This is a genomic window from Mycobacterium sp. NPDC004974, assembly GCF_053600815.1.
Genome location: NZ_JBSGAQ010000024.1, coordinates 15207 through 39898, shown reverse-complemented (window position 1 = coordinate 39898; position 24692 = coordinate 15207). Strand labels below are relative to the sequence as shown.

General features: G+C 65.2%; 34 protein-coding genes. 15 read left to right on the top strand and 19 right to left on the bottom strand.

Annotation, left to right across the window (positions count from 1 at the left end; all coding sequences use genetic code 11):
• Window positions 1-193: 193 nt before the first annotated feature.
• Window positions 194-592 (top strand): hypothetical protein, encoded by a 399-nt coding sequence (locus ACWEFV_RS32040; protein ID WP_214399145.1) that lies wholly within the window; start codon window positions 194-196, stop codon window positions 590-592.
• A 160-nt stretch (window positions 593-752) separates the two neighbouring features.
• On the opposite strand, the gene ACWEFV_RS32035 is transcribed toward ACWEFV_RS32040, so the two are convergent.
• Complete coding sequence (locus tag ACWEFV_RS32035; protein WP_214399144.1) at window positions 753-1172, bottom strand: hypothetical protein; 420 nt, start codon at window positions 1170-1172, stop codon at window positions 753-755.
• Window positions 1173-1447: 275 nt separating this feature from the next.
• Between ACWEFV_RS32035 and ACWEFV_RS32030 the strand changes: the two genes are divergently transcribed.
• The gene (locus ACWEFV_RS32030; RefSeq protein WP_214399143.1) at window positions 1448-1786 is read left to right on the top strand and encodes a hypothetical protein; all 339 of its coding nucleotides are present in this window, start codon (window positions 1448-1450) and stop codon (window positions 1784-1786) included.
• A gap of 80 nt (window positions 1787-1866) precedes the next feature.
• On the opposite strand, the gene ACWEFV_RS32025 is transcribed toward ACWEFV_RS32030, so the two are convergent.
• Window positions 1867-2709 (bottom strand): chemotaxis protein, encoded by an 843-nt coding sequence (locus ACWEFV_RS32025; protein ID WP_214399142.1) that lies wholly within the window; start codon window positions 2707-2709, stop codon window positions 1867-1869.
• 61 nt (window positions 2710-2770) lie between these two features.
• On the opposite strand from ACWEFV_RS32025, the gene ACWEFV_RS32020 reads away from it, so the two are divergent.
• Both ACWEFV_RS32020 and ACWEFV_RS32015 read left to right on the top strand, forming a co-directional pair.
• Window positions 2771-3064 (top strand): hypothetical protein, encoded by a 294-nt coding sequence (locus ACWEFV_RS32020; protein ID WP_214399141.1) that lies wholly within the window; start codon window positions 2771-2773, stop codon window positions 3062-3064.
• Between the two features lie 587 nt (window positions 3065-3651).
• Window positions 3652-3945 (top strand): hypothetical protein, encoded by a 294-nt coding sequence (locus tag ACWEFV_RS32015; RefSeq protein WP_450073091.1) that lies wholly within the window; start codon window positions 3652-3654, stop codon window positions 3943-3945.
• Between the two features lie 323 nt (window positions 3946-4268).
• Here the strand turns inward: ACWEFV_RS32015 and ACWEFV_RS32010 are convergent, their stop codons facing one another.
• From ACWEFV_RS32010 to ACWEFV_RS32000, 3 genes are all read right to left on the bottom strand, one after another.
• Window positions 4269-4745 carry a hypothetical protein gene (locus ACWEFV_RS32010; RefSeq protein ID WP_214399139.1) on the bottom strand — a complete coding sequence of 159 codons (477 nt, stop codon included), beginning with the start codon at window positions 4743-4745 and terminating at the stop codon, window positions 4269-4271.
• Between the two features lie 195 nt (window positions 4746-4940).
• Complete coding sequence (locus ACWEFV_RS32005) at window positions 4941-5210, bottom strand: hypothetical protein (protein WP_214399138.1); 270 nt, start codon at window positions 5208-5210, stop codon at window positions 4941-4943.
• Window positions 5211-5266: 56 nt separating this feature from the next.
• Window positions 5267-5968 carry a hypothetical protein gene (locus ACWEFV_RS32000; protein ID WP_216865826.1) on the bottom strand — a complete coding sequence of 234 codons (702 nt, stop codon included), beginning with the start codon at window positions 5966-5968 and terminating at the stop codon, window positions 5267-5269.
• 107 nt (window positions 5969-6075) lie between these two features.
• On the opposite strand from ACWEFV_RS32000, the gene ACWEFV_RS31995 reads away from it, so the two are divergent.
• A complete protein-coding gene (locus ACWEFV_RS31995) occupies window positions 6076-6354 on the top strand; it encodes a hypothetical protein (protein WP_214399067.1) in 279 nt (92 codons plus the stop codon).
• Window position 6355: 1 nt separating this feature from the next.
• On the opposite strand, the gene ACWEFV_RS31990 is transcribed toward ACWEFV_RS31995, so the two are convergent.
• Window positions 6356-6868: a helix-turn-helix domain-containing protein gene (locus tag ACWEFV_RS31990; RefSeq protein WP_214399066.1), complete on the bottom strand. Its 513-nt coding sequence runs from the start codon at window positions 6866-6868 to the stop codon at window positions 6356-6358.
• A gap of 310 nt (window positions 6869-7178) precedes the next feature.
• On the opposite strand from ACWEFV_RS31990, the gene ACWEFV_RS31985 reads away from it, so the two are divergent.
• The gene (locus ACWEFV_RS31985; RefSeq protein ID WP_085142190.1) at window positions 7179-7604 is read left to right on the top strand and encodes a WhiB family transcriptional regulator; all 426 of its coding nucleotides are present in this window, start codon (window positions 7179-7181) and stop codon (window positions 7602-7604) included.
• On the opposite strand, the gene ACWEFV_RS31980 is transcribed toward ACWEFV_RS31985, so the two are convergent.
• The gene (locus ACWEFV_RS31980) at window positions 7581-7862 is read right to left on the bottom strand and encodes a hypothetical protein (protein ID WP_214399065.1); all 282 of its coding nucleotides are present in this window, start codon (window positions 7860-7862) and stop codon (window positions 7581-7583) included. The two genes, ACWEFV_RS31985 and ACWEFV_RS31980, sit on opposite strands and share 24 nt — an antisense overlap.
• Window positions 7863-7876: 14 nt before the next feature.
• Between ACWEFV_RS31980 and ACWEFV_RS31975 the strand changes: the two genes are divergently transcribed.
• The 7 genes from ACWEFV_RS31975 (at window position 7877) to ACWEFV_RS31945 (ending at window position 13008) form a co-directional block, all read left to right on the top strand.
• Window positions 7877-8731: a DUF6551 family protein gene (locus tag ACWEFV_RS31975; protein ID WP_214399064.1), complete on the top strand. Its 855-nt coding sequence runs from the start codon at window positions 7877-7879 to the stop codon at window positions 8729-8731.
• Window positions 8732-8749: 18 nt separating this feature from the next.
• Entirely contained in the window at window positions 8750-9736 is a 987-nt protein-coding gene (locus ACWEFV_RS31970; protein ID WP_214399063.1) for an alpha/beta fold hydrolase, read from the top strand.
• On the top strand, window positions 9733-10341 hold the full coding sequence (locus ACWEFV_RS31965) for a hypothetical protein (protein WP_214399062.1): 609 nt from the start codon (window positions 9733-9735) through the stop codon (window positions 10339-10341). Before ACWEFV_RS31970 ends, ACWEFV_RS31965 begins: the two co-directional genes overlap by 4 nt.
• Entirely contained in the window at window positions 10338-10649 is a 312-nt protein-coding gene (locus tag ACWEFV_RS31960; RefSeq protein WP_214399061.1) for a hypothetical protein, read from the top strand. Before ACWEFV_RS31965 ends, ACWEFV_RS31960 begins: the two co-directional genes overlap by 4 nt.
• An 88-nt stretch (window positions 10650-10737) precedes the next feature.
• A complete protein-coding gene (locus ACWEFV_RS31955) occupies window positions 10738-11163 on the top strand; it encodes a hypothetical protein (protein ID WP_214399060.1) in 426 nt (141 codons plus the stop codon).
• Between the two features lie 175 nt (window positions 11164-11338).
• On the top strand, window positions 11339-11491 hold the full coding sequence (locus ACWEFV_RS31950; RefSeq protein WP_229480602.1) for a hypothetical protein: 153 nt from the start codon (window positions 11339-11341) through the stop codon (window positions 11489-11491).
• A gap of 413 nt (window positions 11492-11904) precedes the next feature.
• Entirely contained in the window at window positions 11905-13008 is a 1104-nt protein-coding gene (locus ACWEFV_RS31945) for a helix-turn-helix domain-containing protein (protein ID WP_450073090.1), read from the top strand.
• A 9-nt stretch (window positions 13009-13017) separates the two neighbouring features.
• On the opposite strand, the gene ACWEFV_RS31940 is transcribed toward ACWEFV_RS31945, so the two are convergent.
• The 6 genes from ACWEFV_RS31940 to ACWEFV_RS31915 form a co-directional block, all read right to left on the bottom strand.
• Window positions 13018-13377, bottom strand: coding sequence for a type I secretion protein TolC (locus tag ACWEFV_RS31940; RefSeq protein WP_214399058.1), 360 nt, complete (start codon window positions 13375-13377; stop codon window positions 13018-13020).
• Entirely contained in the window at window positions 13374-15005 is a 1632-nt protein-coding gene (locus ACWEFV_RS31935) for a PPE domain-containing protein (RefSeq protein ID WP_214399057.1), read from the bottom strand. The genes ACWEFV_RS31940 and ACWEFV_RS31935 overlap by 4 nt, the downstream gene beginning before the upstream one ends.
• A gap of 13 nt (window positions 15006-15018) precedes the next feature.
• The gene (locus tag ACWEFV_RS31930) at window positions 15019-15324 is read right to left on the bottom strand and encodes a hypothetical protein (RefSeq protein ID WP_214399056.1); all 306 of its coding nucleotides are present in this window, start codon (window positions 15322-15324) and stop codon (window positions 15019-15021) included.
• A 69-nt stretch (window positions 15325-15393) separates the two neighbouring features.
• Complete coding sequence (locus ACWEFV_RS31925) at window positions 15394-15699, bottom strand: hypothetical protein (protein WP_214399055.1); 306 nt, start codon at window positions 15697-15699, stop codon at window positions 15394-15396.
• 10 nt (window positions 15700-15709) lie between these two features.
• Entirely contained in the window at window positions 15710-17242 is a 1533-nt protein-coding gene (locus ACWEFV_RS31920; protein ID WP_450073089.1) for a DUF4226 domain-containing protein, read from the bottom strand.
• Window positions 17243-17492: 250 nt separating this feature from the next.
• Entirely contained in the window at window positions 17493-18374 is an 882-nt protein-coding gene (locus ACWEFV_RS31915) for a DUF2637 domain-containing protein (protein WP_214399053.1), read from the bottom strand.
• A 546-nt stretch (window positions 18375-18920) separates the two neighbouring features.
• On the opposite strand from ACWEFV_RS31915, the gene ACWEFV_RS31910 reads away from it, so the two are divergent.
• Entirely contained in the window at window positions 18921-19808 is an 888-nt protein-coding gene (locus ACWEFV_RS31910; RefSeq protein WP_214399052.1) for a ParA family protein, read from the top strand.
• Window positions 19801-20652 (top strand): hypothetical protein, encoded by an 852-nt coding sequence (locus ACWEFV_RS31905; RefSeq protein ID WP_214399051.1) that lies wholly within the window; start codon window positions 19801-19803, stop codon window positions 20650-20652. The genes ACWEFV_RS31910 and ACWEFV_RS31905 overlap by 8 nt, the downstream gene beginning before the upstream one ends.
• A gap of 121 nt (window positions 20653-20773) precedes the next feature.
• On the opposite strand, the gene ACWEFV_RS31900 is transcribed toward ACWEFV_RS31905, so the two are convergent.
• From ACWEFV_RS31900 to ACWEFV_RS31875, 6 genes are all read right to left on the bottom strand, one after another.
• Window positions 20774-21385: a hypothetical protein gene (locus tag ACWEFV_RS31900; RefSeq protein WP_450073088.1), complete on the bottom strand. Its 612-nt coding sequence runs from the start codon at window positions 21383-21385 to the stop codon at window positions 20774-20776.
• 23 nt (window positions 21386-21408) lie between these two features.
• A complete protein-coding gene (locus ACWEFV_RS31895; RefSeq protein WP_214399172.1) occupies window positions 21409-21675 on the bottom strand; it encodes a hypothetical protein in 267 nt (88 codons plus the stop codon).
• Window positions 21672-22313 carry a hypothetical protein gene (locus ACWEFV_RS31890; protein WP_450073087.1) on the bottom strand — a complete coding sequence of 214 codons (642 nt, stop codon included), beginning with the start codon at window positions 22311-22313 and terminating at the stop codon, window positions 21672-21674. The genes ACWEFV_RS31895 and ACWEFV_RS31890 overlap by 4 nt, the downstream gene beginning before the upstream one ends.
• A 263-nt stretch (window positions 22314-22576) precedes the next feature.
• A complete protein-coding gene (locus ACWEFV_RS31885; protein WP_214399174.1) occupies window positions 22577-23077 on the bottom strand; it encodes a hypothetical protein in 501 nt (166 codons plus the stop codon).
• A gap of 148 nt (window positions 23078-23225) precedes the next feature.
• Entirely contained in the window at window positions 23226-23402 is a 177-nt protein-coding gene (locus ACWEFV_RS31880; RefSeq protein ID WP_235717704.1) for a hypothetical protein, read from the bottom strand.
• Complete coding sequence (locus tag ACWEFV_RS31875; protein WP_450073086.1) at window positions 23395-24648, bottom strand: helix-turn-helix domain-containing protein; 1254 nt, start codon at window positions 24646-24648, stop codon at window positions 23395-23397. The genes ACWEFV_RS31880 and ACWEFV_RS31875 overlap by 8 nt, the downstream gene beginning before the upstream one ends.
• Window positions 24649-24692: the final 44 nt, after the last annotated feature.

Here is a 24692-nt window from a genome sequence, read left to right as displayed (position 1 = left end):
ACACACGATCGACCTGCGCCACATACGCACCAACCGACCCGCCACTCACCCACCAAAACTAACCACCACCCCAAACCCCCAACCACACCCAAAACAACCTGGTCCGAACTACTTGCCGATGGCTGTCGCATAACCCGTCGCGCTCTGAGTCAATGAGCGTGACCGTCATTTCATCGAGAATCCGGGGGGAATCATGAAAAACGTAGTCGTCGACCGCATCTGGCGTCGCTTCCGCCGCTCACCGCAGCCAGACCTGACCCTAGCCATCGCCACACCGACCGAGGCGCTCGACGCCGCGGCCCAGCTCCTCAACAGCGCCTGCTCGCGCAGCGTCGCCGTCGCACTGTGGTCCAACATGGCGTGCCGGCCACTGGCCGCCCTGCTCTACACCGCCTCGCCCGCCGGTAACGCCGGCGCCATGCCTTGGGTCCGCGCTACAGCAGCCTCCCTGCGCCACGCTGGCGGTTGGGACATGGCCACCGACGCATGCGCCGCGGTCAATCCTCTGCCCACTGACTGGCTCGTTCCCGCCGGCTTCGAGCAGCGGCAGCGGCTGAGCATCGCCGAGGCGCTGGCCGAAGCAACCGAGTAGCGGGCAAGGCCCGCACCGGCCCGCGCGAACGGCTCACTGAAGCATGCCTCAACGCCAAAGACGTCTGCGATATCTCATGAGATATCGCGCAAGATAAGTAGTCGTGAAGATGTCGCGGACCCTCAACCCAACTGCAACGCCAGCCGCCCTGTGCGAGTCCCTATCCCGAACCCGACAGGTCGCGTTCTGCGCCCGCAATCACGATGCTCTCGTAGGCCGCCCGAGCCGCATCGCCGAACTCGTGGCCATCGCCCATGCTCGCAACCACGGCCGAGAACATCGCGGTTACCTTGCCCAACGCATCATCACCCAACCCGGACACCGCCACAGGCCGGACAGCCATCAGCAACAGGTACTGACTCAACTCGCCGACCGTCGCACAGCCCGTCTGCTCAGCGACGTCCACCAAATCCGCGCGCTCACACAACTGTTCAGAGATCACCGTGTCCGGCGGATAGTCAGCAAGTTGCCCCAAATATGTGGTTGCCACCGCGTCGACCAGCACCCGCAACGCCTTATCCGCCTCGCCGCCAAGCCCCGGCCCGAACGACTCTGCACCAGAACCACTGCTGTCCACCATGGCCTCACCATCTCCCGACCGAGGTCGCTCCGGCTACATCCAAACTGCTTTGCCTTCACTGTTGTATAACGCCGAACCTGCACATAGTTTCAGAACGTGCAGCGGCTAGTCCCCTTTGCCGCAGCACCGAGGCCCCGGCGAAACCCCTCGTCGCCGGGGCCTCACTCATGCACCGCCGGAAAACAAGTGCTGGCCAGTGTTTCTCGCCATCTCTGGAACACGCCCACACCGCCACGAAATCCCTTGCTGGCGAACCCGTCCGTAAAATGTGTCTCGTGATGCTGACCAATCGCGGTGCCGTCACCGACACTTGGGCCTCCTGGCGCTTCTATAACCGCGTACGCCCCCAGTTCCTCGCGTGGAACCACGCCATCCTCACATACGAAAACGAATCCGGCGACGGCGAGAAAATGGTCAAGTTCGTCGACGACGCCGGCAACATCCTCGAACTCCACGGCATCAACTATGGCTACGAAGGCGGCACGCCAGGCGAACTGGCCGAAATGCTGATCAAAGAAGGATTCCGAAATCGGGATCGAATTCACCGTCTGGTGTACAACATCGACGGCGACCAGAAATACCCAATGACCATCTCCCGCGACTCGCGGATATAGAGGCCAACCCGACCAGCATCACGAAGCCCACTACCTCGCGCAGCCGTCCGCACCTCGCGCGGCTACGTCAACACACACGACTACACGTTGACCGGTGCGAACGACGGTGTGGGCACACCAGCGCACCACGCCGCGTACACCACATCCGCCGGAGTTCCACTCTCCCAACAGATCAGCACTTCCAGCCGCCGGCACTCGGCGAAATCACGCTGGTACGCCACAAGCTGCTGCGGATCCTCAATACCGATGACGCCCGGCCGCTGCGAACCCGCCATCAGCCGCACTGACGAGTACTCATCGCGCAACGCCGACCACTCCCCAGGCGCCGGCCACCGGCCCGCCACCACAGCCCTGGCCACCGCCTGAGCCGCCGGCGACAGCTCCGGCCCGCAATTGAATACCGCCTGCTGAGTCACATGCCGCACGTACGCATCCACCGCACCGGGATCGCCACTCGTCAAATCCAAATATAGGCCTGGCGCAACGGTTTCCAACCGATGCGACCGGCTCCGCAACAGCTGCGACGCCTCAGCCTCATCCGGACCACCAGCGGCCGGCACACCGACCGCCACATCCGCGACACTCTCATCAACCAGGTCCGACCGAGACATGAACGTGGTCGCCACCGCCGACACCGCATCGCCGCGCGCCTGGATCGCCCTCAACACCGTCTCGGCCGGATTGAACCAACCAAACCACCGAGCATCAAACGTCGAATCGAACCGCGCCGCCAACGGCATCGACCGCGGCACAAACACCCCGGCCGGCACATAACCTGCGCCCTCGTTCGTCGCAATCCACAACTCAGGCTGACCCGAAACACCGCGTGCCACACCCACGGCCCACTCCAGACCCGGATACACCGCGCTCGACGCCGCCGCGAGATCCGCGACCACCTTGCGCGCACTCTCCAGATCGGTCATCGAAATGTCACGACCCAACCGGCCGCCGCCACCACTGCCGCCACCCACAGGTAGAAGCCCAGTGGCGCCAGGAGCTCCCGCAGGAGGCGGAGGCACCGCACCCGGCGGCGGAGGCGGCGCCACCGCACCACCACCCATCGCCGGCGCACCAGCACCCGCAGCCGGCGGCAACACCGACCCATACGACGTCATCTGCGCGCCAGGCCCACCACCGGCAGCCGGAACACCCATCGGGCCACCAGCAGCCACCGGAGCCGACGACACAGCCGGCGCCGCCGGAGCACTCATCGTCGCAGGCGCAGCCGCCGGCGAAGCAGAACCCATCGGCGCGGCCAACGGAGACGCCGGAGTCTGAGGAACAGGCTGGGCCGGCGGCGCAACGGGCATCGCCCCCGCAGCATTCGACGCCGCAGCTAGACCTCGACCGAAATCACCACCGAACGCGGCCCGCATAGCTTGCGACGACTGACCCTGCACAGAAGACGCCGGACTACCCACATTGCTCGCCATCCCAGCCGGATTCGCCCCACCTAGCAACCCCGACATCGGACCCATGCCGCCACTCGCCGCACCACTCAACGGTGACGCGCCACCACCAGGCGCAGACGGTGCCGACGGCAACGACGGCATCTTCGGAGACGCCGGCGAAGCTGGTGTCCCGGTGGCTGGAGTCCAGCCACCCAGTTCTCGAGAACCAGTCGACGGACTCGTAGGTGCGTGGTCACCTGACGGGGAGGGTGTGAGCGGGCCGTGACCGCGACCCCCGCCACCGCTGGATCCGGGAGTTTCCGGCTTCGAGTGGTTCTTTGGATCCTCGGGGCCGCTCCAACCGTCCTGCCCCCTACCATCGCCATCTCCGCCCTTGGGAGGCGTTTCAGGCGCGCCGAACTTGTTTGTCAGGCTTTGTGTTTCGGTCGTCACGAAGCCTCGAAGTTCGGCTGCGTGCGCGTTGATCTGAGTGCGGTAGGTCGTGAGGATTGGTGCGACGGCCGCGATGCCTGCTACCACGTTGTTCGACTTCAGGACGGCCTCGATCTCGCGGTGTGCGTTGTCGTGCGCTTCCCTGATGAGCCGCTTGGTACGACCTACGTCTTCGCCGAGTCGACGCATGCCAGCCGAACCTGTGGTGAGAACGTCAATCAGGTGCTCGTGAGCTTGGTGCTCACTCCAGTAATGTGCCTGCGCAGCTTCCGCCCCGTCACCTGCAGTCCAACTGTTCGAAAAGACCTGATCTGATTGGGTTTTCGCCTCAGCCGATGCCGTCGTGTGCTCGCTGGCGAGCTGCGAGAGCTGATCGGCGGCCGCAGCGAGTTCAGTCTCCGATTCAGTCGGCCACACGTCGGGGCCTACCAGAGAGGCTGTGTACAAACCGGGTTGGAGCTGAACGTCGCCGCCCTCCGCCATCCCGCACCCTGGCACGAATGAGTCAGGCTTCGAAGGTTTCGCGGCAATGAACCGCTTGAGTAGCTGGCCCATCTGCTCCTGCGCCACTCCCGAATACTGCTTAGGAGCAACAGCATCCGGAGTAGGCGGCGTCGGCTTCGGCGTAACGGCTGCCATCAGTGAGGAAGCCCGCACGCATCGGCGAGCGCATACGTCGCCGCATTCGCCTTGTCATTCAGTCGATTGCCTTCGTCGATCGACACATTCCCCATTGCTGCGGACGTGAGGTCGATCGAATTATTGACGTATGTCCGTGCTGCTTCCGAGACATCGGTTGGCACCGCATCGGCAAGTGCTACCTGGACGCCGAGTGCGGCATTGACAGTCCGCAGTACCAACGGAATGTTCAGCTGGCCGTTCTGGACAAGTCCGCCTTCACCTTGCTGGCCGCGTGTTGCGCTATCGAACACATTGCACAGCCGCGTCTTGGCGGCGTCCTGCTCGGCTGCCGTGAACTGGGGCTCGCTGGGAGTCGCGGCGGGTGGAGCTGGCGGGGGTTCAGCGGCGGCGCTGTTTCGTGCGATCGCGTAGGTGATCGTCGCCGTGGCGGCCACGGCGACGATCATCAGGACCGCCATGGCCAGCACAATCACCCACAGTCCCGGACGCCGTCCTGGCCGGTCGACCGGTGGTGGCGGTGCTGGTGGTGGTTGCGGTGGAACACTCTGGTTAGGAGGCGGTGGCGGCAGCGGCCGCTGATCGGCCGTGCCTTGAACCGGAGCTGCGCCGGTCTGCGGTGCCCACGGCGATGTCGTGGTCATGTTCGCCCCCTCCAGAAGCCTCTCTCGCTATGTCGTCAGAACGCCTGTGCTGAGTTGCTCGGTCGTTTCCACCGAGGTCACGCTCGCGGCCGATGTAACCGATCCGAACGCCACCTTTGCTGCCAGATTCGCCGACGCCGATGCCAAGAGCAACGCCAACTCCGCGGTGTACGGAGCGATGTATGTGCCGACCGGGAGCGCCGGAAGCCCGGCACCCGCTGTGGCCCCTCGCGCGGCCGCCGCGGCAGCAAGGCCACCGAGGGTGTCCGGGGCTGACATATGCATGGATGACGCCATAGGCCGATGCTACCGCCGACTTCTGCCGCTCACAGCAGTCAAGCAGCGCGAATATCTCAGGCGAGGAGCTTTGCCAGACGGCTGTCTCTCGACCACCGATCACCCAGCACTGCCGTTGCCGTCCACAAACACAACGCCGGCACCGCCGGGCCCGCCAGGCGTAACGGCGCGACTTGGCCATCAAAGTTGAGTGTCAGCTGCCAAGCGTCGAGATCTGGGTAGAACTCGGTGATACCGCCGTAGTAGTAACTCTCAAAGCCGGCATCGAGCGTGTTGCACAGTAGCCGATGGTTTGTCATCGTCACTTGAATTTGCTGGTGGTCGCGCCACCGCTGTTCGGCGTCTCGACGAGCAGCGACTTTCCGACGGTGGTTGACCGCGGCGCTCACCGCCAACGCGCCAACCATCACCGCCGGCCGGCCCACCACCAACATGCCGGTCTTCTGGTAGCGGCCATCACCGGCCGCGTACAACCGGCTATACGACAAATCGGCCTGCAGCAGACCGTACTCATCCGCCGCGAGAACCGGCCCGAACACCTCAATCTCCGGTGGGCTAATGCCTTGCGCGAACCGACGCGCCGCACCCCGCGCGTACATCCACCATTGCTCCCACTCGTTGCGAGGCGAGGCCACGGCATGGTGCTGACGCTGCTCAGGCTCGGAACCTGCCCGGTCAGGAAGGTCCGGATCGTAGACAGCAGGCAGCGGCCGGGCATCAACGCCGGCAACCTGCTCCTGCCACCATCCGTCCAACATGCTTCGGATTATCAATCACAGCACCGACATACGCGACAGCAAAACTCTCAACCCAGATTTCCGCGTTGGCTATAGCGCAACTACACAGCCGGAGTTCTCCTTGTCGCATGCCCTATGACCAGAACTACTCGGATGCTGCCAACAAGGCTGATCAAGACCTCCTCGACCAACTCGACGAAGACCTCATGAGGCTCGCCGAACTAGCTGATGCGGAGGCGGACCGACTCGACGCGGTGTTAACCGCGGAACTCGACGCACACATCCAGCATCCGGCCACTACACGCCTGTCGACGAAACACTCCTTGAAGAGACTCACATCAAAGACTGCCAATAGGCCGCTGGCGCAGGTGATCAACCTCGCCGACCGCCGGAGCCGTCGGGACTAGTTCAGACCTCAGCCCTCAACTCTGCGAGCAATGAGATTGCCTCACCCCGTTCCGAGTCGTCGAGCCACGGCAACAACGCGATGATTGCCTGTTCCGCTTCTCGTGCCGATCGCGTGACCTCGTTAATGAGATCTGCGCGTGCCCCGGGCTCGATCTGATCGCGGTGTTTGGAGAACGTTGACTTCATCGACAGCACCTGGCGCGCGAGCGCAAAGCGGTCGCCAGATGCTGCCGGCGGCCCTTCCGCGATCGTGGATGTCGGCTCAGTTGGTCGCGCGTTGGTCGCCTCGGTGGGGCGCCCCCCGCGGAGGGTCTCGTCGATACTGCCCGGCTCCCATTGGAGAGCAATCTCGAGCGCGGCGCGCATGCGTTGGCTGAGTCGACCGTAGCGATTGTTCTCAAGCTTCCTGAGTGTCTCGACGGCGGGTCCGCCTCGTTCATGCACTTCGGCCTGGGTGAGGTTGAGCGCGCGACGGCGACTCCGCAGCTCTACGGCCAGCTTCTCCCAGGACATGATTCACACATCATGCCTGATAGACCGGTATCTACCGACGATTCTCCGGTAGAAGACCGGTATTCCATGCCGTCCAGTCGCAGAAACTGGGAAAAATACCGCTCAATGTGAAAGTCGTATCTGCGCTCCCGGCTGACTTAGTGAAGGCGATTAAGCTGGGGAAATCTGGGTTTCTACCGTTCGCGATGCAGAAATCTCGCGAACCTTCCGTCGAAGAAATACCGCTTAGTACCGGTATGGCTGGTATGTTCCCGGTATATACCGGTTGATACCGGGCAATGTTGAGACGTCAAGCGGAATCGAGGGAACCATGACGAACTCTGACACCGGCCACCTGCCCACGGCCCGACTCGCCGATGACTTCGGCCAGGTGCCGGCTACGAGGCTTTTCGAGACCACGGAGCCTCGGCCATGCACGGCCACCAAACCCGGGCCCGGGAACGATCCATGGTTTTCCAACGACCGCAGCCGTGAACGCGCCGCCCGAATCTGCAAGACCTGCCCGTTCATCGGCCGCTGCGGCTACAACGCAGTCGCCAGCCGTGCGACCCACGGTGTGTGGGGCGGAGTCGTTTTCCCGGGCGACAAGGCCGCAGCACTCGAAAAGATCTACGCGCAACTCCTCGACCAGTTCGAGCAGCGTCGACCGATCGAGCTGGGTCACGCGCCGGCTCCCGAACTGCCGGCCGCGACCGCACATCGCCGGCGCCGATCAGCCACCGCCACCGCCGCCTGAAGAGCAGACAGCAGCACCGTGGACACCAACCTCCACCACACCTGCACAGGCGGATGCGGAACCGCCGTATCCGATCCACGCCATCCATGCGATACCTGCTGGGATCGCCTGCCTTCCCCGCTCAAACGCGATCTGCTGTTGAGCCTTGCCGGCGTCGAAATCAACACCGCCGTCATCTCTGTCGCCGAATTCCTCGGCAAGCCACTCCCCCAGTTTCTGGCCGGTGACTCCGGCCTGCGTGTCAACCAACCGCGCCAAGGAGAAACCACGCCATGAGCACCACGTCCACTACCCGACCCGCGCCCTACATCGCCGCGCTCGCTGTCACCGAACTGTTCGTCGACCACAGCTACCAGCGGCCACTGGACCTGCCCCGGGCCCGGCGACTTGCCGAATCCTGGGAACCACCGCTGATCGGGGTCATCGAGGTCTCCGACCGCGGATCCGACCAACAACCGCGCTACGCGATCGTCGACGGCCAGCACCGCTACGCCGCCGCCAAGCTGCGCGACCCAAAAGCCGTACTGGTAGCCAACATTCACACCGGACTCACCGCGCGCGACGAGGCGCACCTGTTCTACGAGATCGACGCCAAACGAACCCGCCTCACCGGATGGGACCGCTGGAACGCTCGTCGCGGCGCCGGCGACCCGACCGTTCTCGCCGTCGAATCGGTCGTCGAGGACGCCGGCCTGCGCGTCGAGGATTCGCCGACCAACGGTTCCGTCCGATGCGTCTCGACCTGCGAGAAAGTTCTCAAGCTCGGTGGCCAGCCGCTGCTGCGTGAGACGCTCGGCTTGATCACTGAGGTCTGGGGTGTCGAGGTCGAGGCCTTTGACTCGCCCCTGGTACATGGAACAGCGCTGGTTCTGTGGCACTACGGCAAGACAATCAACGTCGAGCGCCTCGCGGACGCCATGGTCGACGTCTCACCAAGGCAGTTCAAAGCCAAAGCCGTCGCGCTCCGCGAATACGAACGCGGCAGCAACGCGAAGCTCGCGGCCCTGGTCATCGTCAACACCTACAACCGCACCAAAGGCCCGAAACTCGACAAGCCCAAAGACTTTACGAAACGCTCCCCGCAAGCACGCGGCCGCCGTCCCGCATCGTTGGCCGCAGCGTCCTGAGCCCGGTTGTGACAGATCATGGCCACCGCCGCAGTCGGCAGCACCAGTGACGTAGCCGCCATTCCGTCCGTCGTCGAACGGCAAGTGATCACCACGGACGGAACCGCACTCGCAGTGTTCGACTACCCTAGCTCTGCACCGACCCGGCACACCGTCGTGCTCCTGCACGGCTTCTGCCTATCTCAGATCAGCTGGAGCATCCAGATCCGGCTCCTGCGCAACGCGCGGCCAGACGTGCGGATCATCAGTTTCGACTACCGCGGTCACGGCCGATCCGCCACCGCACCACTGCACACCTACAGCATCGAGCAGCTCGCCGATGACCTCGCACAGGTACTCACTGCTCTCAGCGTCACCGGCCCCGTCACACTGGCCGGTCACAGCATGGGCGGCATGACCGCGCTCACCTACCTCACGAATGAGCACCTGCGGCGGCCCGTCGCACCGGTCGGTCTCGTCCTGGTGGCCACCGCCGCCGGTCGACTCGCGCAGCGCGGCGTCGGACGACTCCTCGGCCTCCCCGCTGTAGGGATGCTCGGCACGGTCGTCGACCACGCACCGCACCGCGGCGCCGACCACACCGTACGGACACTCATCCGGCCGGCCTGCCGAACATTCAGCCGCCTTGCAGGCCTCGGCAGCGCAGAACGGGCCGCGTTCGTCGAAGCCGCGGCCGACGCTGTGCAACGCACACCGCTGGCCACTGCCGTCGGCTTCCTACCCAGCCTGCAGACCTACGACCGCTACCACGAGCTCGCCACCATCGCTGCTAGCACCGTGGTGGTCAGCGGCGGCGCCGACACCGTCACCCCGGCCGCCCACGCCCACGATCTGGTCGCCGGCATCCCCGGCGCGGTTCACCTGCACGCGGCCGCCGGCGGACACATGCTCCTGCACGACGCGCCTCGCCTCGTCGTCGGCGCGATCGCGCGCACCCTCACTCCCCAGGCGCAATCCACCATCACTGATGCGTTTCGTGCGCCAAAAGTATTGGAGGCAATATGAATACAGCGCACGCAACCGGCACCAATGGTGTCGATGTGCGTCCCTTCAACAGCGGTGCGGTAACACGTGTGCGGTACCGCGGCTGGATCGTCGACGTCGACCGTGCCGGCACCGTCACCGTGCCCCGCCAAACCGTCACCGGTGCGGCCGAGGATCTCGCCGTCTGCCTCGACGCCGCCCGCACCATCTCGGCGAAAACCATGGCCGACGTTAAGGCCGCAGCGGCGGCCTCCCGCGCCGCTAAGGCCGCCGCCGCGCCCCAAGCAGCTCCGCACATCGTTGCAGCCGTACCTGACCGGCGACCCCAAGCGCGTCCGCTCGTGCAGGTGCTCCAGGCCGCCCGCGACATCGCCGACCAGCACTGGCACCCGCGCCGCAACGACATCTACACGTGCACCAAACAAGCCTGGCTAGACCACGAAATGAGCGTCCCGTTCGCCTGGCTCCAACGCGCACTCCGCGAAGCCCTGCCACCGAACACCACACTCACCGACTACAACGACAACTCAGACCACGCCCGCACTGTCGGCCTGTTCGACACCGCGATCCGCCAACTCACCGGGTCGCCCCGACGCCAGCCGATCACGGTTCAGGCCGCATCATGATCCCGAGCTTCGGACAGTGGATGGTGCAGCAGGCACAGAGAACCTGGAAACAGGCCTCCGTGGCCACCAAGTGGAAGATCAACCTGGTCCTGCTCGCTGCTGTCGCGGCCGAGTGGCTCCTACCGCCGTTGATCACCGTTCTCGCGGCCGGAACGTTTTTCGCCTACGCATACCGGCTCTACCGACGCTCCGTGAACCACACCGCGCGCGAGGACGATTCACAGATCCACGCCTACATCGGAGACTCGCTGTCCGACGACTCACTGCGCTGGGCGATCACGACATGGTCGCGGAGATACAGGCCTTGAGTCGTCGCGAGGCGACAGCCTACGTGCAATCGAAATGTATGTCATACCAACGCGATACGTACTTTTGGAAAGGTTGAGGAGCTGCACGATGACGACCAATGCGGGTGCGGTTGTGATTTCCACTCGTGACCAGCTGGCCGCCGAACTCAGGGAAGCGGGCGGGCCGTTGTCGACGATGCAGTTGGCTGCTCGGTGTGGCATCCCGTGGCACACGGTGCGGCTCATCGACGCCAGCTGTGCGTGGGCGCAGGCATTCGCCGCGCATCGCTACGGTGCGGTCCTCGACTGCCGCGACGGAGTCCATACCGTGGCGGTTCCGCCGCTGCCCGGTCTGATCCATCCGCTCCTGGTCGAGTTGGAGGCCGCCGGCATCATCAGCCGGGTCACCGGGCCGGGTGTCGGCAAGCATGCCGCAGATGGCTTCGTGCGCCAGGCAAATCATGCGTGGCTGAGCTGGCGGTACTGCGGCCGGCGGTCGGATCCGGAGTTCGAGGCGATCGTCGCTGGCTTCTGATCAGCGATGACTTTCGGTCCCGTTTGTTACCGATTCGCCGTGACTCGTCGGGAATTTGATACTGATTCCGGAGCATCACCGGCGTGTCTCGAATCGGTAACCGCTTCGCAATGGCAAGGTCAGCACCATGCCACAGCCACATAAGGGAGAACGCCGGCCCGTCTTAGTGCGCCCGGTGGATGCCGTTTACAGCGAGCTGGAGAAGTTGCGCCAGGAAGCGGGCGTCAGGTCGATGTCTCAGTACATCGCTGACTTACTCGCCATGCACGTCGGCCGGCCGGAGTTGGCCCGCGAGCTGAACCAGGAGGTGTTGCAGATCAGCGCATAGCTGTGCGGGTGAATTCCCCGCTCTCCCAGCACATCTGAATAGCGCGCGATAACTGCTCCACAACGACGAACGCCCCCGGCTGGCGGGCCGAGGGCTTTGCGTTCGTTGCGAGTGTGAAGTGCCGAGTTACCAGCTCGGTCCTTCTCGTAGATGACTCGCGCACCTACCCCGTGAAAGGGACTGTCTTGTTCAGGGACACGTCTCACGGTAGCGCACACCTCCGACAAGGTCCAGAGGACGCGCAACCGTGCTCTCAGCAACCTTCGCGGCCACCCGGTGTAGCCGAACGTTTGCGCCGCCCCTACCAGGGGTCAAGCCGCACGAAACGTCGCCGCGGTGTGATCCGTACCCGGCCGCGTACCACCACGCAGCGTCGACGTCGCGCTGCCCGTAAACCGGTCCCTCGCGGTCATGTGTGGCTTGACGGCGAGCTCGTCTACCTGGAACTGCCCGAGGACGCCCACAAGGGCGTTCCGTGCTGGACCGGCAAGGCTGCCCGCTGGGTGCACTTCACCGTGGCGATCGCCTACGACCTGCACTACGACGAGATCCGGCCCCAGATGACCAACGGCGGCATCAGCAAGCCCGCACTGTTGGCGATCGCGGCGGCCCGCGCCCGCTACGCCGACCACGACACCGGCCGGAACTGCCGGCCCACCAACGACCAGCTCGCCGAAGCCACAGGGTTCTCCGTCCGCCAGGTGCAACGGGCCAGCGAGGCACTGCGGTTGCTGTCGGTGGCCACCGAGATCCTGCGCGGCCGGCAACGGACCCTCACGGAACGCTTGGCGTCATGGCGCGTCGGGGACCGCGGCCGAGGCTGGGCCTCGGTCTGGGTGCTGCACGATAGTGCCTGGTTAGCGCCAGTTATTAACAGGATGTCACCCCACCTCGTAGGGTCTCTTTTTGCTTGTAAAAGCTCGCTTTTACGAGAACTCACTACCACGAAGCGGACGCCTAACGGCGCCCGTGGTCGCGGCGCGGGGCGCCGCAAAAGCCCAGACAAAGGCGGTTCGGCCCTGGCCCGGTCCTGGAGGGCCCATCCCGGCGCCCCACCGTGGTCCAGACGCTACTCGGCAGACGCTTGGGCTGCGATGCTGGCCGCACCAGCTCGGCACGGCTGGACGGCACGTGACCTCAACCAGCTGATCACTGACTGGCTCGGCATCACCGGCCGGCGCATCCCCGACGCGCCGCACAAGCCGATCGGCCTGCTTGGCGCGATTCTGGCCTGGCACGGTGCCGAGAACCTCGACGATCGGCCGGCCGCCGCCGACGAAGCGCGCGAGGCCGAGGAACTCGCTGCGGCCGCGGCCCGCCTCGATCGCCAGGCCCGCGAGCTCACGCCGCCGAACGGTCCCGATGGCGGTGGCGCTGGTCGCGCCGCCGCGCGCGAGGCCGCCATGCACGCCGCGCGCAATGCTGCCCGCAAGCGGACCGAGGAGGCGGCGCGTCAGGCCGCCCAGTTGCAGGAGGCGGTGCGCCGGGCCCGCGGTCGCGACGAGCGGTCGGAGTGAAAGGTGTTGTCAGTCAGGCAGTTCGACGTACGGCACGCCGAGCACGTCGGGTTTGAACCGTGGGTCGCCCGGTGAGAGGTATTCGGCGTAGAGGTTGCGTACCTGTTCGGCGAACTGTGCGCGGGTCTGGCGTAGGGCGTCGGTCATGATCTGTTCGAGCTCGGTGTTGGTGTACTTGTGCAGGGCGTCGTCGTCGACCTCGAACACCGTCAGGTCACCGTTCTCGTCGAACCGGACTGTCACGTCGGGGTGGACCTGGTCGAGGGCGATCTTTTCGCACGCATCCATCCAGGCGCGGTTGCGGGCGCGCCAGTGCGCGATCCCGTCTTCGACGCGCGCTACGTACTCGTCGTCGGACAGCTGCGTCACTTCTTGTCCCCCTCAGACTGTTTGACACTGCGCGCCTCGCGGCGGCCTTTGACCGGTTCGGTGTTCGGCTGCTCCTCGATGTGTAGCCGGCGCTCCGGATAGAGCCGGCGGTCGTCTTCTGAGCCGCCGCCGCGGCCGCCCATCGGTGCACCCATCATCGGAGGCATCATGCCGCCACCCATCGGCGCCCCGCTCATCGGTGGGCCGGCCGGTGCCGCTGGGCTGACCGTGGCCGGTGCCGCGGCGATCGGTGCAGACGTGCTTGCCGTGGTGGCCGGCGCTGTGAGCGGGCCCGCTGGTGAGGATGCCGGTTCGGTGTCGCCGGGCATTCCCCCGCCGCCGCCCCCACCATCGAATCCGCCGAAATCAGGTGCGCCGCTGGATAGTTCGTCGCCGCCGCCCAGCTCGGGTGCCGCGGCGGACATGGCCGACGTCAACGCGCTGGCGCCTTGCGTGACACCTTGGACCGCTTGGTTGCCGACCTCCTGCAGTTTCTGACCCGCACCGCTCACGGCGCCGAGTACTCCCCCGAGAGCGCCGGATACGCCGCCGAGGACGGCCGGCAGGACGGTTTGCATCATTTCGGATGCGGTGTCGGTCGCGCCGTCGAGCGCGGGGTCAAACAGCGGATCTGCGGCCGATAGTGGATCAGCGGTGTCTGTGTCGGTTCCGGGCTCGTCGGCGGGGTCTGTGCCGCCGGTTGCCGTGTTTGGTGCGCCAGGAGGCCGGCCAGGCTGGTTTCCGGGTGGTTGCAGCGTGCCCATCGGGCCCGTGTTGGCGGCCGCGGTGTACTCGGCGAATCCGCGGGTCGCTTTCTCGTTCGCTTCGGCGAGCTTGAATTGCAGTTCGGTGATGGTGGCCGAATAGCGGCCCATGCTGCCGGGCTGTGAGTTGGCCACGTTGGCCGCGTGCAGGCGGCGCTCCAGGTCGCTGAACACTTCCGGTGCGGGGATGGTGGCTTTGGCCTGGCGGAAGTTCGCGGCGTGGGTGCGTGCGTGCGAGGCCAGTGTGCGCGCTCGTTCGGCGTGTTCGGTGTAGCGGGTTTGCAGGCCCGAGATGTGGGTGTCGGCCTGGTCTGCGGCGGTCGACGACCAGCTGTTGGTGGTGTCGTTGCGTGCCGACCGGACGGCGGTGGCCGCGTTGTCGAGCGCGGTGGCCCGGTTCTCGAGGGTGGTTGCGGCCTGGTCGAGGCTGTCGGCGCCCGGGCCGCCGTGGATCAGTTGGGCGATCTCGTGGCCGGTGGTGGGGATGACGCCGGCCGGAGCCGGTACCGCCGGCGGGGCCGGAATGTCAGGGGCGGTGAACGTTGGCATGTTGACCGAGACAGGGGATGCCGAGGCGGCCGTGTCGCTGTAGGACAGGCTGCGCGAGGACTCGGTCTCTTGCTCTTCGTAGGTGGCCGCGGTGGTGTTCAGCCGCGTCGACGCATCGGCGGTCCGAACGTTCGACGATGTGGTGTCGATGTCCAAGCTGCCCATCAGCGTGGCCAACTGGGTGGTGACCTGCACCGAGGTCGCGTCCGCGGCCGGCGGCGTGACCGTCGCGCCGGACGGGGCGGTGGGTGCGGCGTTCAGAACCGCGCTGGCACCGCGCACCCCGTCCGGATCGATATCGACGTTTTTCCCCATACGTTGCGCCGATCTAGGTCGACAACGCCCTGCGATTGGCGTCCTCGGTGTCGCCGTAGCTTTGCAGGTCACGGCGAATGTGCGAAGCGACACCGGCCGCGAAGGCGCCGAACCGTTCGCCGGCTTCACTGCGGGCCTTGAGTGCCGCGGCGTACTCCTGTCCGATCGAGGACGAGCCCAGCTTGCCGAACGCGCCCTTGGCTTCGGTGAGCGTGGCGTCGTCGACGTGCAATCGCTGACGCGCGGCGTCTGCTTCGGAATCCCACCACGCGGCGTGGTTGTTCCACTCGTCTGGATCGAGGTTGAGCGACCTGCTCATCGGTTTCCTCCTGCCGTGCTTGTTAGCTGCATTTCCCCACCGTAACCACGGTTTTCTGGTTATGCCGTATCAGAAATTGATGTAGCGGCGTCGGTATTCGTCGATCTCTGAGGCCATCGGGTAGGCGGCTGTGCCCGGGGCGATGTTGGCGCCGCGCTCGTTCATCGCCGCCAGAGAGTCGCACCGCACCCGCATCAACGCCACCTTGTACAAGTGCAGGACGCGTTCGGACAGCTCTTCGGCCGTCCAGGTGGCGTTGACTTCGGGTTCGATCTGCACACGAGGCACCTCGTTGGCGTCGAGCTCGACCATCAGCGCTCCGTCGCGCGAGGACTCCACGTAGGTTTGCTCGGTGGTCGTTGCTTCAGGGTGCATCGGCGTTCTCCTACACGGCTCCGACACCGGTGGGTCGCGCGGATGCGCCCGGCGCCTGTGTCCAGCCTAGAAAGTCTGTGCGGCTGCCGAGTGCACTAAGTGGCTGCACCTGTCCGTCCAGCCAGATTTTTCGGTTCCCGAGCGCCAGGATCGGCTCCTGGGCGTCGAAGTAGCCCAGCTCGCCACCCTTCATCATGTTCGGGTCAATCGGTGCGGTCACCGCGGTTCCCGGTGGTGGCAATTGGATGTTGTGGGCGGCGTAGGCCGCGGTCACGCCCATGCCCTTGTTGATCACGTCATCCATGACCGCTTTGGTGGTCGGGTCGGGGGCGGTGAAGACCTCGTCACCGGCCTTGACCGTCAGGTCGGGCTCCCCCGGCGCAGGCTTGCCGGCTTCCGGTGCCGCGGCTTCCGGCGCGGTTTCGTTCTTGGCCTTCGGGTCGCCGGCGAGCGGGTCAGCCGGATCGGTCGGAGGGGCCGGCTGTGGTTTGTCGTCCTTGAACTCCTCTTTGGGTTCCTCCGGCTTCTTGCCTTCCTCGTCTTTGAACCCGTCCTCAGGTGACTTCGGAGCGTCATCGGCCGGCTTGTCGTTGAAACCGTCCTTGGCCATGCCGGCCAACCCACCACCCAGTGATCCGAGCATCGAGCCGAGGTCGCCGATCGGCAGGCCTCCCCCGCCCATGCCTGACATCATCTGCGGCAACGAGCTCAGACCCGCGAGTGCCGGACTCAATGCCGACAACGGATCCATCATGCCGCCGCCCAGCGGGCCGAGGCCCGCCAGCGGATCCTCCAAGGGGGCGCCACCGCCCGCCGGGGGTGCGCCGCCTACCGCCGCAGGGTCGCCACCGCCACCGCCGGTTCCGCCGCCGTCACCGCCGTTGCCGCCAGAGCCGCCACCCTCCCCGCCGCTGCCGCCGGCCTCGTCGTGCTCGTCGCCCTTTGGCCCGGTCGTGCGGTACTCGTCGCCCAGTTCCTTGAGGATCTGCGCCTGGGTGGCCGTATCGACGTGTGCATCCGCGAGGATCTTCTGAACCTCGGCGAGCTTCTCGTCGAGGAACTTCTGAAACGTCAACAGCCCGGCCGGGTTGTTCAACGCCTCCGGACCCATCTGCGTCTGCTTGTCCTCGATCTCCTTGAGGATGGCCATCACCCGGTCATAGGACGCCTTGTTGGCCGCGAAGATCTCCTTGAGCTTGGCCGCCAGCTTCTCGTCGATCGCGGACACACCCGCAGTACCCGTGCCGTAGTCGCTTCCAGCTTGGTTCGCCCCACCTGGGAGGCCACCGTTCTGCGGGCCGGGCGCCGGCGGTGCCGGCGGAGGTGGCGCGGCCGGTGGCGGAGGGGTTGCGACCGGGTCATGGCCCGGGGGCAACGGATAGGTCGGATAAGTCGATGTCCCTCCACCACCACCGCTGCCGCTGCCGTCGATCGTCGGCGAGACAGCTGGCGACTGTGGCGGTGGTCCGAACAAGTTCCCCGCCGCGCCGACCAGCTTGGTCACATTCGAAACGGAGTCCATCACGACGTGGTCGAACGTCACCGCAGACCCATCCTTTCGGCTAGACAGACCAGCAACCGACGAGCACCGGTGCTGCTGTCCTGAACGCTAAGGACACATCACGGGTTATGCGACAGCCGTCGACCACGAACTTTCCGAACACCCCGCGGCCCACTCAACACCCGAAAGAGTATCGCGCGCAATATCTCATGAAATATTGCGCGCGATAGCATTGGTGATGCGGTGGCGGGCATTCCGCCAGCTTCCGCCAGGGCTCCGCCAGGGCACTTTCTCAGCTGGCGGCCTCTGCGGCCATACCCACCCCGAGCAGGGCGGACACCTCGTCGCGCACCCTGCCCACCACGTCATGGTGCCGATCGACCATCCTGCCGATCTCGCGCAGCTTCAACGGCGGTTCGGTCTGGAAGAGCAGCCGAACTATTTCGGCGACCTCGTCCTCCGGATAGCTGGTCAGCTTGCCGCCAGCCTGAATCCGCGCCGCCACCGCGCGCGAGAGCTCCGCCACTCCCCCGGCTGAATCCACCACCGTGTCAGCAACGGCCGCCACCGCCATCGCGAAGTCCTCGTCCTCCGGGCTGAACGCCCACAACCGCGCCAGCAAATGAGTGCAGGCCAGAAGTGCGATCGGAGGGATGCAGGACATGCCGGCCCCCAGCCACATACCCGCCGTCACGGGCCCCTGCGCCTGGCCCATCAGGTGCGGCAACAAGGGATGAATGAAGTTGGCGCCCATACTGACCACCGCCCCGAACCCCAGGACGAACCACGAATAGATGACGTTGGTCTTCTGCCCGGTGTATCCACCGAAGGCGACCAGCGACATCGTGGCGACGATGATCATCCCGTCGACGATCAGCGGCCACAGCCATGCGATGTACCCGGGCCACGCGAGTTGAGAGGCCATGTCCCACAGCGAGTAGAAGGACAGTCCGAACGACCCGCACGCGATGAACACGGTCACCGCGACCGCGCTCTTGCGGGCACGTTGCAGCATCCTCAGCTTTTCGGCCGCGCGGTCGACCTCTCCCCCTCCCTCGGTCGGCGCTGCCGGGGCCTGTGGCGGCGCCGGCGCCGCGGGCGTCGCGCGTGGAGACGGGGCCGGTTCGGCCGCAACGTCCGGAGCAACTGCAGGTCGCTCGTCCACAAGAGTCATCAGGGCTTCCTTTTCGTAGCTCGGATTGTGGTTCGAAGTGTCAGGTGACGATCACCGGTTATGCGACAGCCATCGCCACGGAGATCGGTGACGGGTGCAGACAGCTGACGCGGACGATTCCCCGTCAGCTATTGCGTGACGTGATGCGACAGGCATCGGGGCGAACCTCCCGTCAGTGTTGACGTGGCATCACGCACACGCACACGCGAGTGTTAGTGCGTGGCGTAGTGCGCGAGTAGTCAGGTGGTTTAGCGAGTGCGGTAACGCATACGGCAACGGGTGTGTTACCACGTGAGATAGCCGATCAGATGATGCGTGTTGCAGTGCGTACGCTAACACGTGCGATAGCGGGGGCGAGGTCGGTACCGTTATCGTGTCGCGTATCGCATGGCGTATCTCATGTGTTATCGCGTGAAGTGGTCGACACGCGGTCGTTTGAGATAGCTAATGAGATATTGCGGCCGTTAGCATGTGAACCATGACGCGGCACACCGCGAGGCATACCCGAGAAACTACCGCGTGAGCGGGGGAGTGGGCTAGGACAGCATGACGACTACCAGCGTGATCGATGCCGAGATCTCTCCGATAGACCTCGCCCTGGAGCGATTGAAGTACCCCTTCGGCCGGGACGACGACGAGGACTCCGACTGGGAGGACTCCCTGCTATCGACGACGCCAGAGCCGGTGCTGCGGCAGGTATTGAGCAATCTGATTGTCTCCGTCGCAGCGTGGAAAGGCGGTGTCGGCAAGACCGAGATCGCCAAAGAGATCGCCTGGATTCTCGCCGCGGTCCTTGTCGACTTCGACTGGGACCGGGGCAACGCCAGCCGTGCATGGGGCTATCGCCACGAGACCCGCACCAACGCGCCCCTGCTCGATGCATTCGAGACCGGACGGACCCCGCGGCCGCTCAAGGGCGGTGAGTTCCGTGCCGATCTTGTGCCCTCACATCCCGACTGGATGGCCAACCAACCCGAGGACGAAGTCATCACGCGCCACATCGAGCAGTGGTCGGCGGAGTGGCAACGTCCCGTCGTCATCGACACCCACCCCGGCGGAGGTGACAGCACCTACGGCGCCGTCGCTGCCGCGCATGTCATCGTCGCGCCCGTCGTCCTGGAAGTCCGAGCGCTCGAAGCTCTGGAAGGGATGGCCGACGAGCTCCGGTCCTACCCGCTGCTGATCGTGCCGAACGTGGTGGCCGCCGCACCCAAGAAGCGAGTCGATCACCTGGCATCGATCAGCAAGACCTACGGCATTCCAGTGTTGCCCCCGATCAGCAAGTACACCTGGCTCGCCCAGCGCCAGTACCGCATGGCCGTCTCGGCGCGTAAACCGGTGCCGGCCCGCAGCAAGCCATTCGTACAAGAGGTGACGGCAGTAGCCAGAGCAGTCGTTGAACTGGCCATCACCAGAGCAGGGGAGAGTGAGTAAGACCATGGCACAGAGCGGAATCGACGCACTGAACAACCGGCGGACTCGGCGCACACGTCAGGCACCGCCACCGCGCCACCCTGCGACACCAACGCCGCTGGCTGTCGTACCCGACAAGGTCGACGATCCCGCGCCTGCGCCGGTCGAGGAGACCCCGGCGCGGCCTGAACCGGTCGTCGACGCGGCGACCAAGCAGTCACCACCGCCGGCCGAGCACGAGACCAAGCCACACGAGCCCACGGCCTCCGCCGCGCCCACCAGCGCCGATACCCCAGAGCCCGTGGCCGCTGCCTCGGCGCCTGCTCCCGTTGAGCCCGCCGCGGACGAGGAGGTCGGGGGAGAGCTGGCCAGCCCTGACGACGAGTCGGGTAAGGAATCGTCGACGACGGCCGCCAAGCTCCCGGTGCTCGACATTGATCTGCGAGATCCCGAAGCGCAGATCGTGTCGCCGACCGTCATGAGTATCCCGGAATCGATCGTTGCGCGATTCGATAAAGCCCGGTCGAAAGCTCCCAGCCACACTGCCGTCGTATTGAACGCTCTGCGGAAGCATGCACACGAGCTGCCGGCACTCATCCTTGCTCGCCGGCCAGGCCCCAACCCTGGCGACCTCTTTCCGTGGCGTGATGCGCCGGGCGACTCGGGGACCGAAACGCCTCTGCCGCTGCGGATTCGGCCGACGAAGGCAGAGCTCAAAGTGATGAAGACATTGCAAGACTGGTCGACCAAGCAGATTCGAGCGCAGCGCCCGGGCGCGCGGGAAACCAACCGCAGTGAGATGGTCGCGGCCGCGCTCGACGCCTACCTGCCCGCCGGTCCGGGACCAGGCAAGAAGCAGAAGTAAGCCGGCCGCCGGTGGGGGAGTCGCTCCGGCTCTCCCTCGGTTTCCTTCGCGCGCGATCGCGCTCAGGGCCTACATGGGCCGGGCCCCAGGCGCGACACCGCTGTTCGTGCGGGAGAGTGACCTACGTGATGTAGCGCCAGATTCCGCGTTCTTCGAGCCGGGGCTGCACCAACGCGACGACGTCGGCGGCCGCCATCTCGGCGGAGATCATCGTGCGATGGCGGTTGGCCGGTAGCTCCTCCGCGTACGGACCGGGTCGGGGTTCTGCGCTGTCAAGTCCGTCGCGCAGAGTGCTCGCCAACTCCTGGATAACCGGCCAGGCGCGTTCCAACTCACGCGACCAATACGGTTCCCTCTCAGGGATGCTGGAGTCAATCGTAGTCATTTCGGTGTACAAGGCGAGATCGCTTGTCCCACCGAAATGCGGGGCATCCCTGAATGCCGCCGCCACCGTCTCGCGGAACGATCGTCCGTTGGCGTCTGTGGCGTCCAAACCCTCAAGGGCAGGTTGCTGCCATTGCGCGCGAGCCTCCGCCCACGGTCCCGCAAAGAAGACGAACGCGGCCTGCACTGGCTCACGGGTGAGCCAGTGCACGATCTCGGCATACCCTGTGCCGCGGCCGGCGACGATCGTTGCCGACACCCGGCCGTTCAGATCGCCTACGACCGTCATCAGCGCAGCGATGGCATGGCCTGCCTCATGGTGGGTGATCACCGCTTTCTCATCGCGCATACAGCCGCCTCCCGAAGCTTCCCTCAGTCGTCGGTCCTGGGAATCCATGTCTTGGTTTCCCAGTCCCACACAGGATCCGGAATCGACCTCGGCAGCGGTACGACCACGGCGCCGGCAGCGGCGTGCTCATCGGCGTACCGCTGCGCCTCATCGGCCTCGTCTGCGGTGAAAGTCGCTGTCGCAAGGGGATTTCCGGGGACGCGAACAAGGATCGTCAAGTCGTCTAGTTTGACGTCGCGGCGCTTGGGCGCGACCCGGACCCGCGGGTCGGCTGCGGTCGGTTCACTCATCGCGTACCGCCTACCTGTCCTGGGACGACTGAGCCGCCCAGGCGGGCGGGAAGCTCTGATAGCCAGGCGATGTCGCCGGGGCCTGTGGGTGGGGATATCTCGATGATGACCTCGTCGCCGACCGCCAGGGGGTACTCACCACCGGGGTAGACGTCAGGGTCTGGGATTTTCACAGTGGTAGTGGCGCTGCAGGGCAACCTGATTTCGAACAGCTTGTCGTGGTCTGTCGGAATCCGGACTACCTGGACCTGGAGCCGCACGTCAACTGGGTCGACGCATTTACAGGACACGCAGCGATGATGTGCCCGCGCCCGATGGAGGTTCTCGGCCTGATACTTCGCGATGCTGAAGGGGATGCCGGCGAAGTACTCCCGGCCGCGGAGCGTGCGGGTGCCGATGAGGTCGAGGACCGCACGCAGCGTGCGTTCCCAGCCGTGGACATCCGACATGTAGTCAGAATTCCAGCGGTTCACGACGTGGTGCCCGAACCGGCCGGCGTCGCTCGTGTGTCTCGATGTCCTCGTCGCAAGATCCTTGGTCGATCCGGCCTTCACGATGCCGTTGTCGAACCCAAGCAGGTACAGATAACCGTGCTCACTGCTCGACACCGCGTTCGATGGTCTGCCCATGGGGTACATCTTCGCTCCCCGGTCTGACATTCCACGACATCGAAGCAGCGAAACGCATCGTGACCTGTGGTCAAGCGGCGATTGCGGTGCTTATCTCGGGGATTGCTCCAGCGCAGTCCGCAGTGTATGCAGTGTGGCGCCGGCCGGTGTCCCAGCCGCTTGATATGCCGTCTTCAGGCGCGACGACTCGTCGGGGCTGAGGCAGCGGCCGACAACTTGTTGGATGACGTGGGAGAGGTCGACCAGGTCATCGAGGTCCAACGCTGCGCTCATCAGTTTGACCTGGCACGGGCTCGCATCGCGTCGCGTCGTAGCGCGGCGGCGAGGTCTTCGTTGTCGGTGAGGTCGGCGACGGTGGTCAATGTGCGCGCTATCCGTGCGAGCATCGCTGGGGGAGCGGCTACCGGGCCAACGGTGTGATCGGACTGAATCAGGCCGGCCAGTGACACGAGTTGGGCGGTCTCGTGGATTCTGGCGCGTCGATCGGCATCGTCGATCTCTTGGAAGGTTCCGTAGAACTGGATGGTCTCGCCGAGGCCGGCGATGAGCCGGCCGAGGTTGGCCACGCTGATGTGGGCGGTCCGTGGAAGGTCGAACAGGTTAGTGCCCGGCGCTTCGTCAGCGAAGGTGGACACGAGCTCATCGGCGAGCTCGTCGAGAGTGTCGTCGTCGAGGTACTGCCGGGCGTTTCGCTCGTCGACGCCCAGTTGTCTGGCGGCGGAGTAATTCTGTTCTCTCAGAAACGCTTCCGCGACCTCAACCGTCAAAGTCATCCCTCGCTTACTCACCCGATCCACCAACCCGGCCGCTACTTCCCGAAACCAGCTTGGTGTTCGGCGGCCGGCGGCAGGTTGTTCCGGATCAGTGCGGGGACGGTCGGTCATCGGTAGAGTCGCCTCTCTTTCTGGGTTCGCGTGTGGTCTAGAGCTGGTCGCGACGCATCGCTCCGTGCCGGCGCGGGACGACCGTGGTGAAGATGTTGGGTTTCTCCAGCTCGGCCGCGTGCTCCCATGCCTTGTCTTTGTCGTCGATCCGGGCTGATGTGGTCGCTTCGCCCGTGTCCCGGTCGACGCTGACAACCCAGTAGCCGTCACTCATCGGAGAGCGCATCTAAGCCGCGTGCCTTCGCCCAGCCGAGGCGATCGAGCGGTGTGCCGGGCAGGGTTGCTGGTGTCGGTGTGTCGGCGATTGCCTTTTCGATTGCCGCCTCGATTGGAGTGCGGGCATAGGGCGGCGGCGCGTGCTCGTCGAACGCCCCTGACTCGTAGGTCTCAGGGGCGCGGGTGATGGTGATGGTGATGGGTACCTTGAGTTCCAGGGCTGCCAACTGGGCTTCGATGGCCTCGGTGAGCTGCGCGGCATAGTCATCGTATTCGCGGTGCCACTGCTCCTCGAGTGCATCGATTTCAGCCGAGATCGCTTGCAACGCTTGCTCATAGGCAACTTCACCGGGGGTGGGGTCTCGGTAGGCCTCGGCCTCTGCGGAGAGCTCGGTTAGCAGGTCCACGTCGGCGGCGTCGCCTGTCCAGTCGGTGTAGCTGATGACCAGATAGCCGTTGTCGTCTACGTTGACCCAGTTCACGGCCGCGATGCGGGGGTCGTCGGGGGAGAAGGGGCCCGGCGGGAGGTCGGTGGGCAGGGGGACGGCGTTGGTGCGGGCGTCCACTTCCATTGTGGCGTCGTTGTAGTCGTCGTCGCTGCTATCGCCGAGGTAGCTCAGAATGCTTTCCACCCACAAGTCGATGACGATAGGTTCGGTGCGGTGCCGCAGCAAGTCTTTGTCGTCGAATACTGTGGATTGCAGTGTCTGGCGGATTAGTTCGGCTTCCCACGAACCCGGTCGGCCGGCGAGGACGGCTTCGATGCTTCCGGCGTTGGCGGCGGCGCCGGCCAACGCCAGGGTGACGAAGGCGGCCCAGTCAATCGGGACTGCGGCCCGGGGGTCCGGATCGGCCTCCCAGTGCCCTGTGTCGGTACGTCGTGAGAGTTGGTTGGTCAGTCTGGTGGCCTCGGTCAGCACGGCGATGGCGTCGGCCAGAACCTCATCGTGGGGCCGGGTCTCGTTGGACACCACGTCGAGATAGCCCGTGTCGAATAGTGCCGCGGAGAGGACTTCGCGATATGGGCGTCCGATAACTCGGGCTGTGGCAACAAGATTGGTGCGCTCCGGCAGCCGGCGGACACCATTGGTTCGCCATTTGCGCAGGTTCTCCCGCGTGACGCCGATCCTCCTGGCCAGTTCGGACTCACTGACTCCGTGTGCGCTCCTGTATCGGTCGATCAGCTCGACGAGACGAGAGGTTGCCATGCGGCCAAGTATTCTGCGAAAATCGAATAGCGTCAAGCCTCAGTTCGCATAACTGCCAACTGTCAGTTGACATAAGGTAC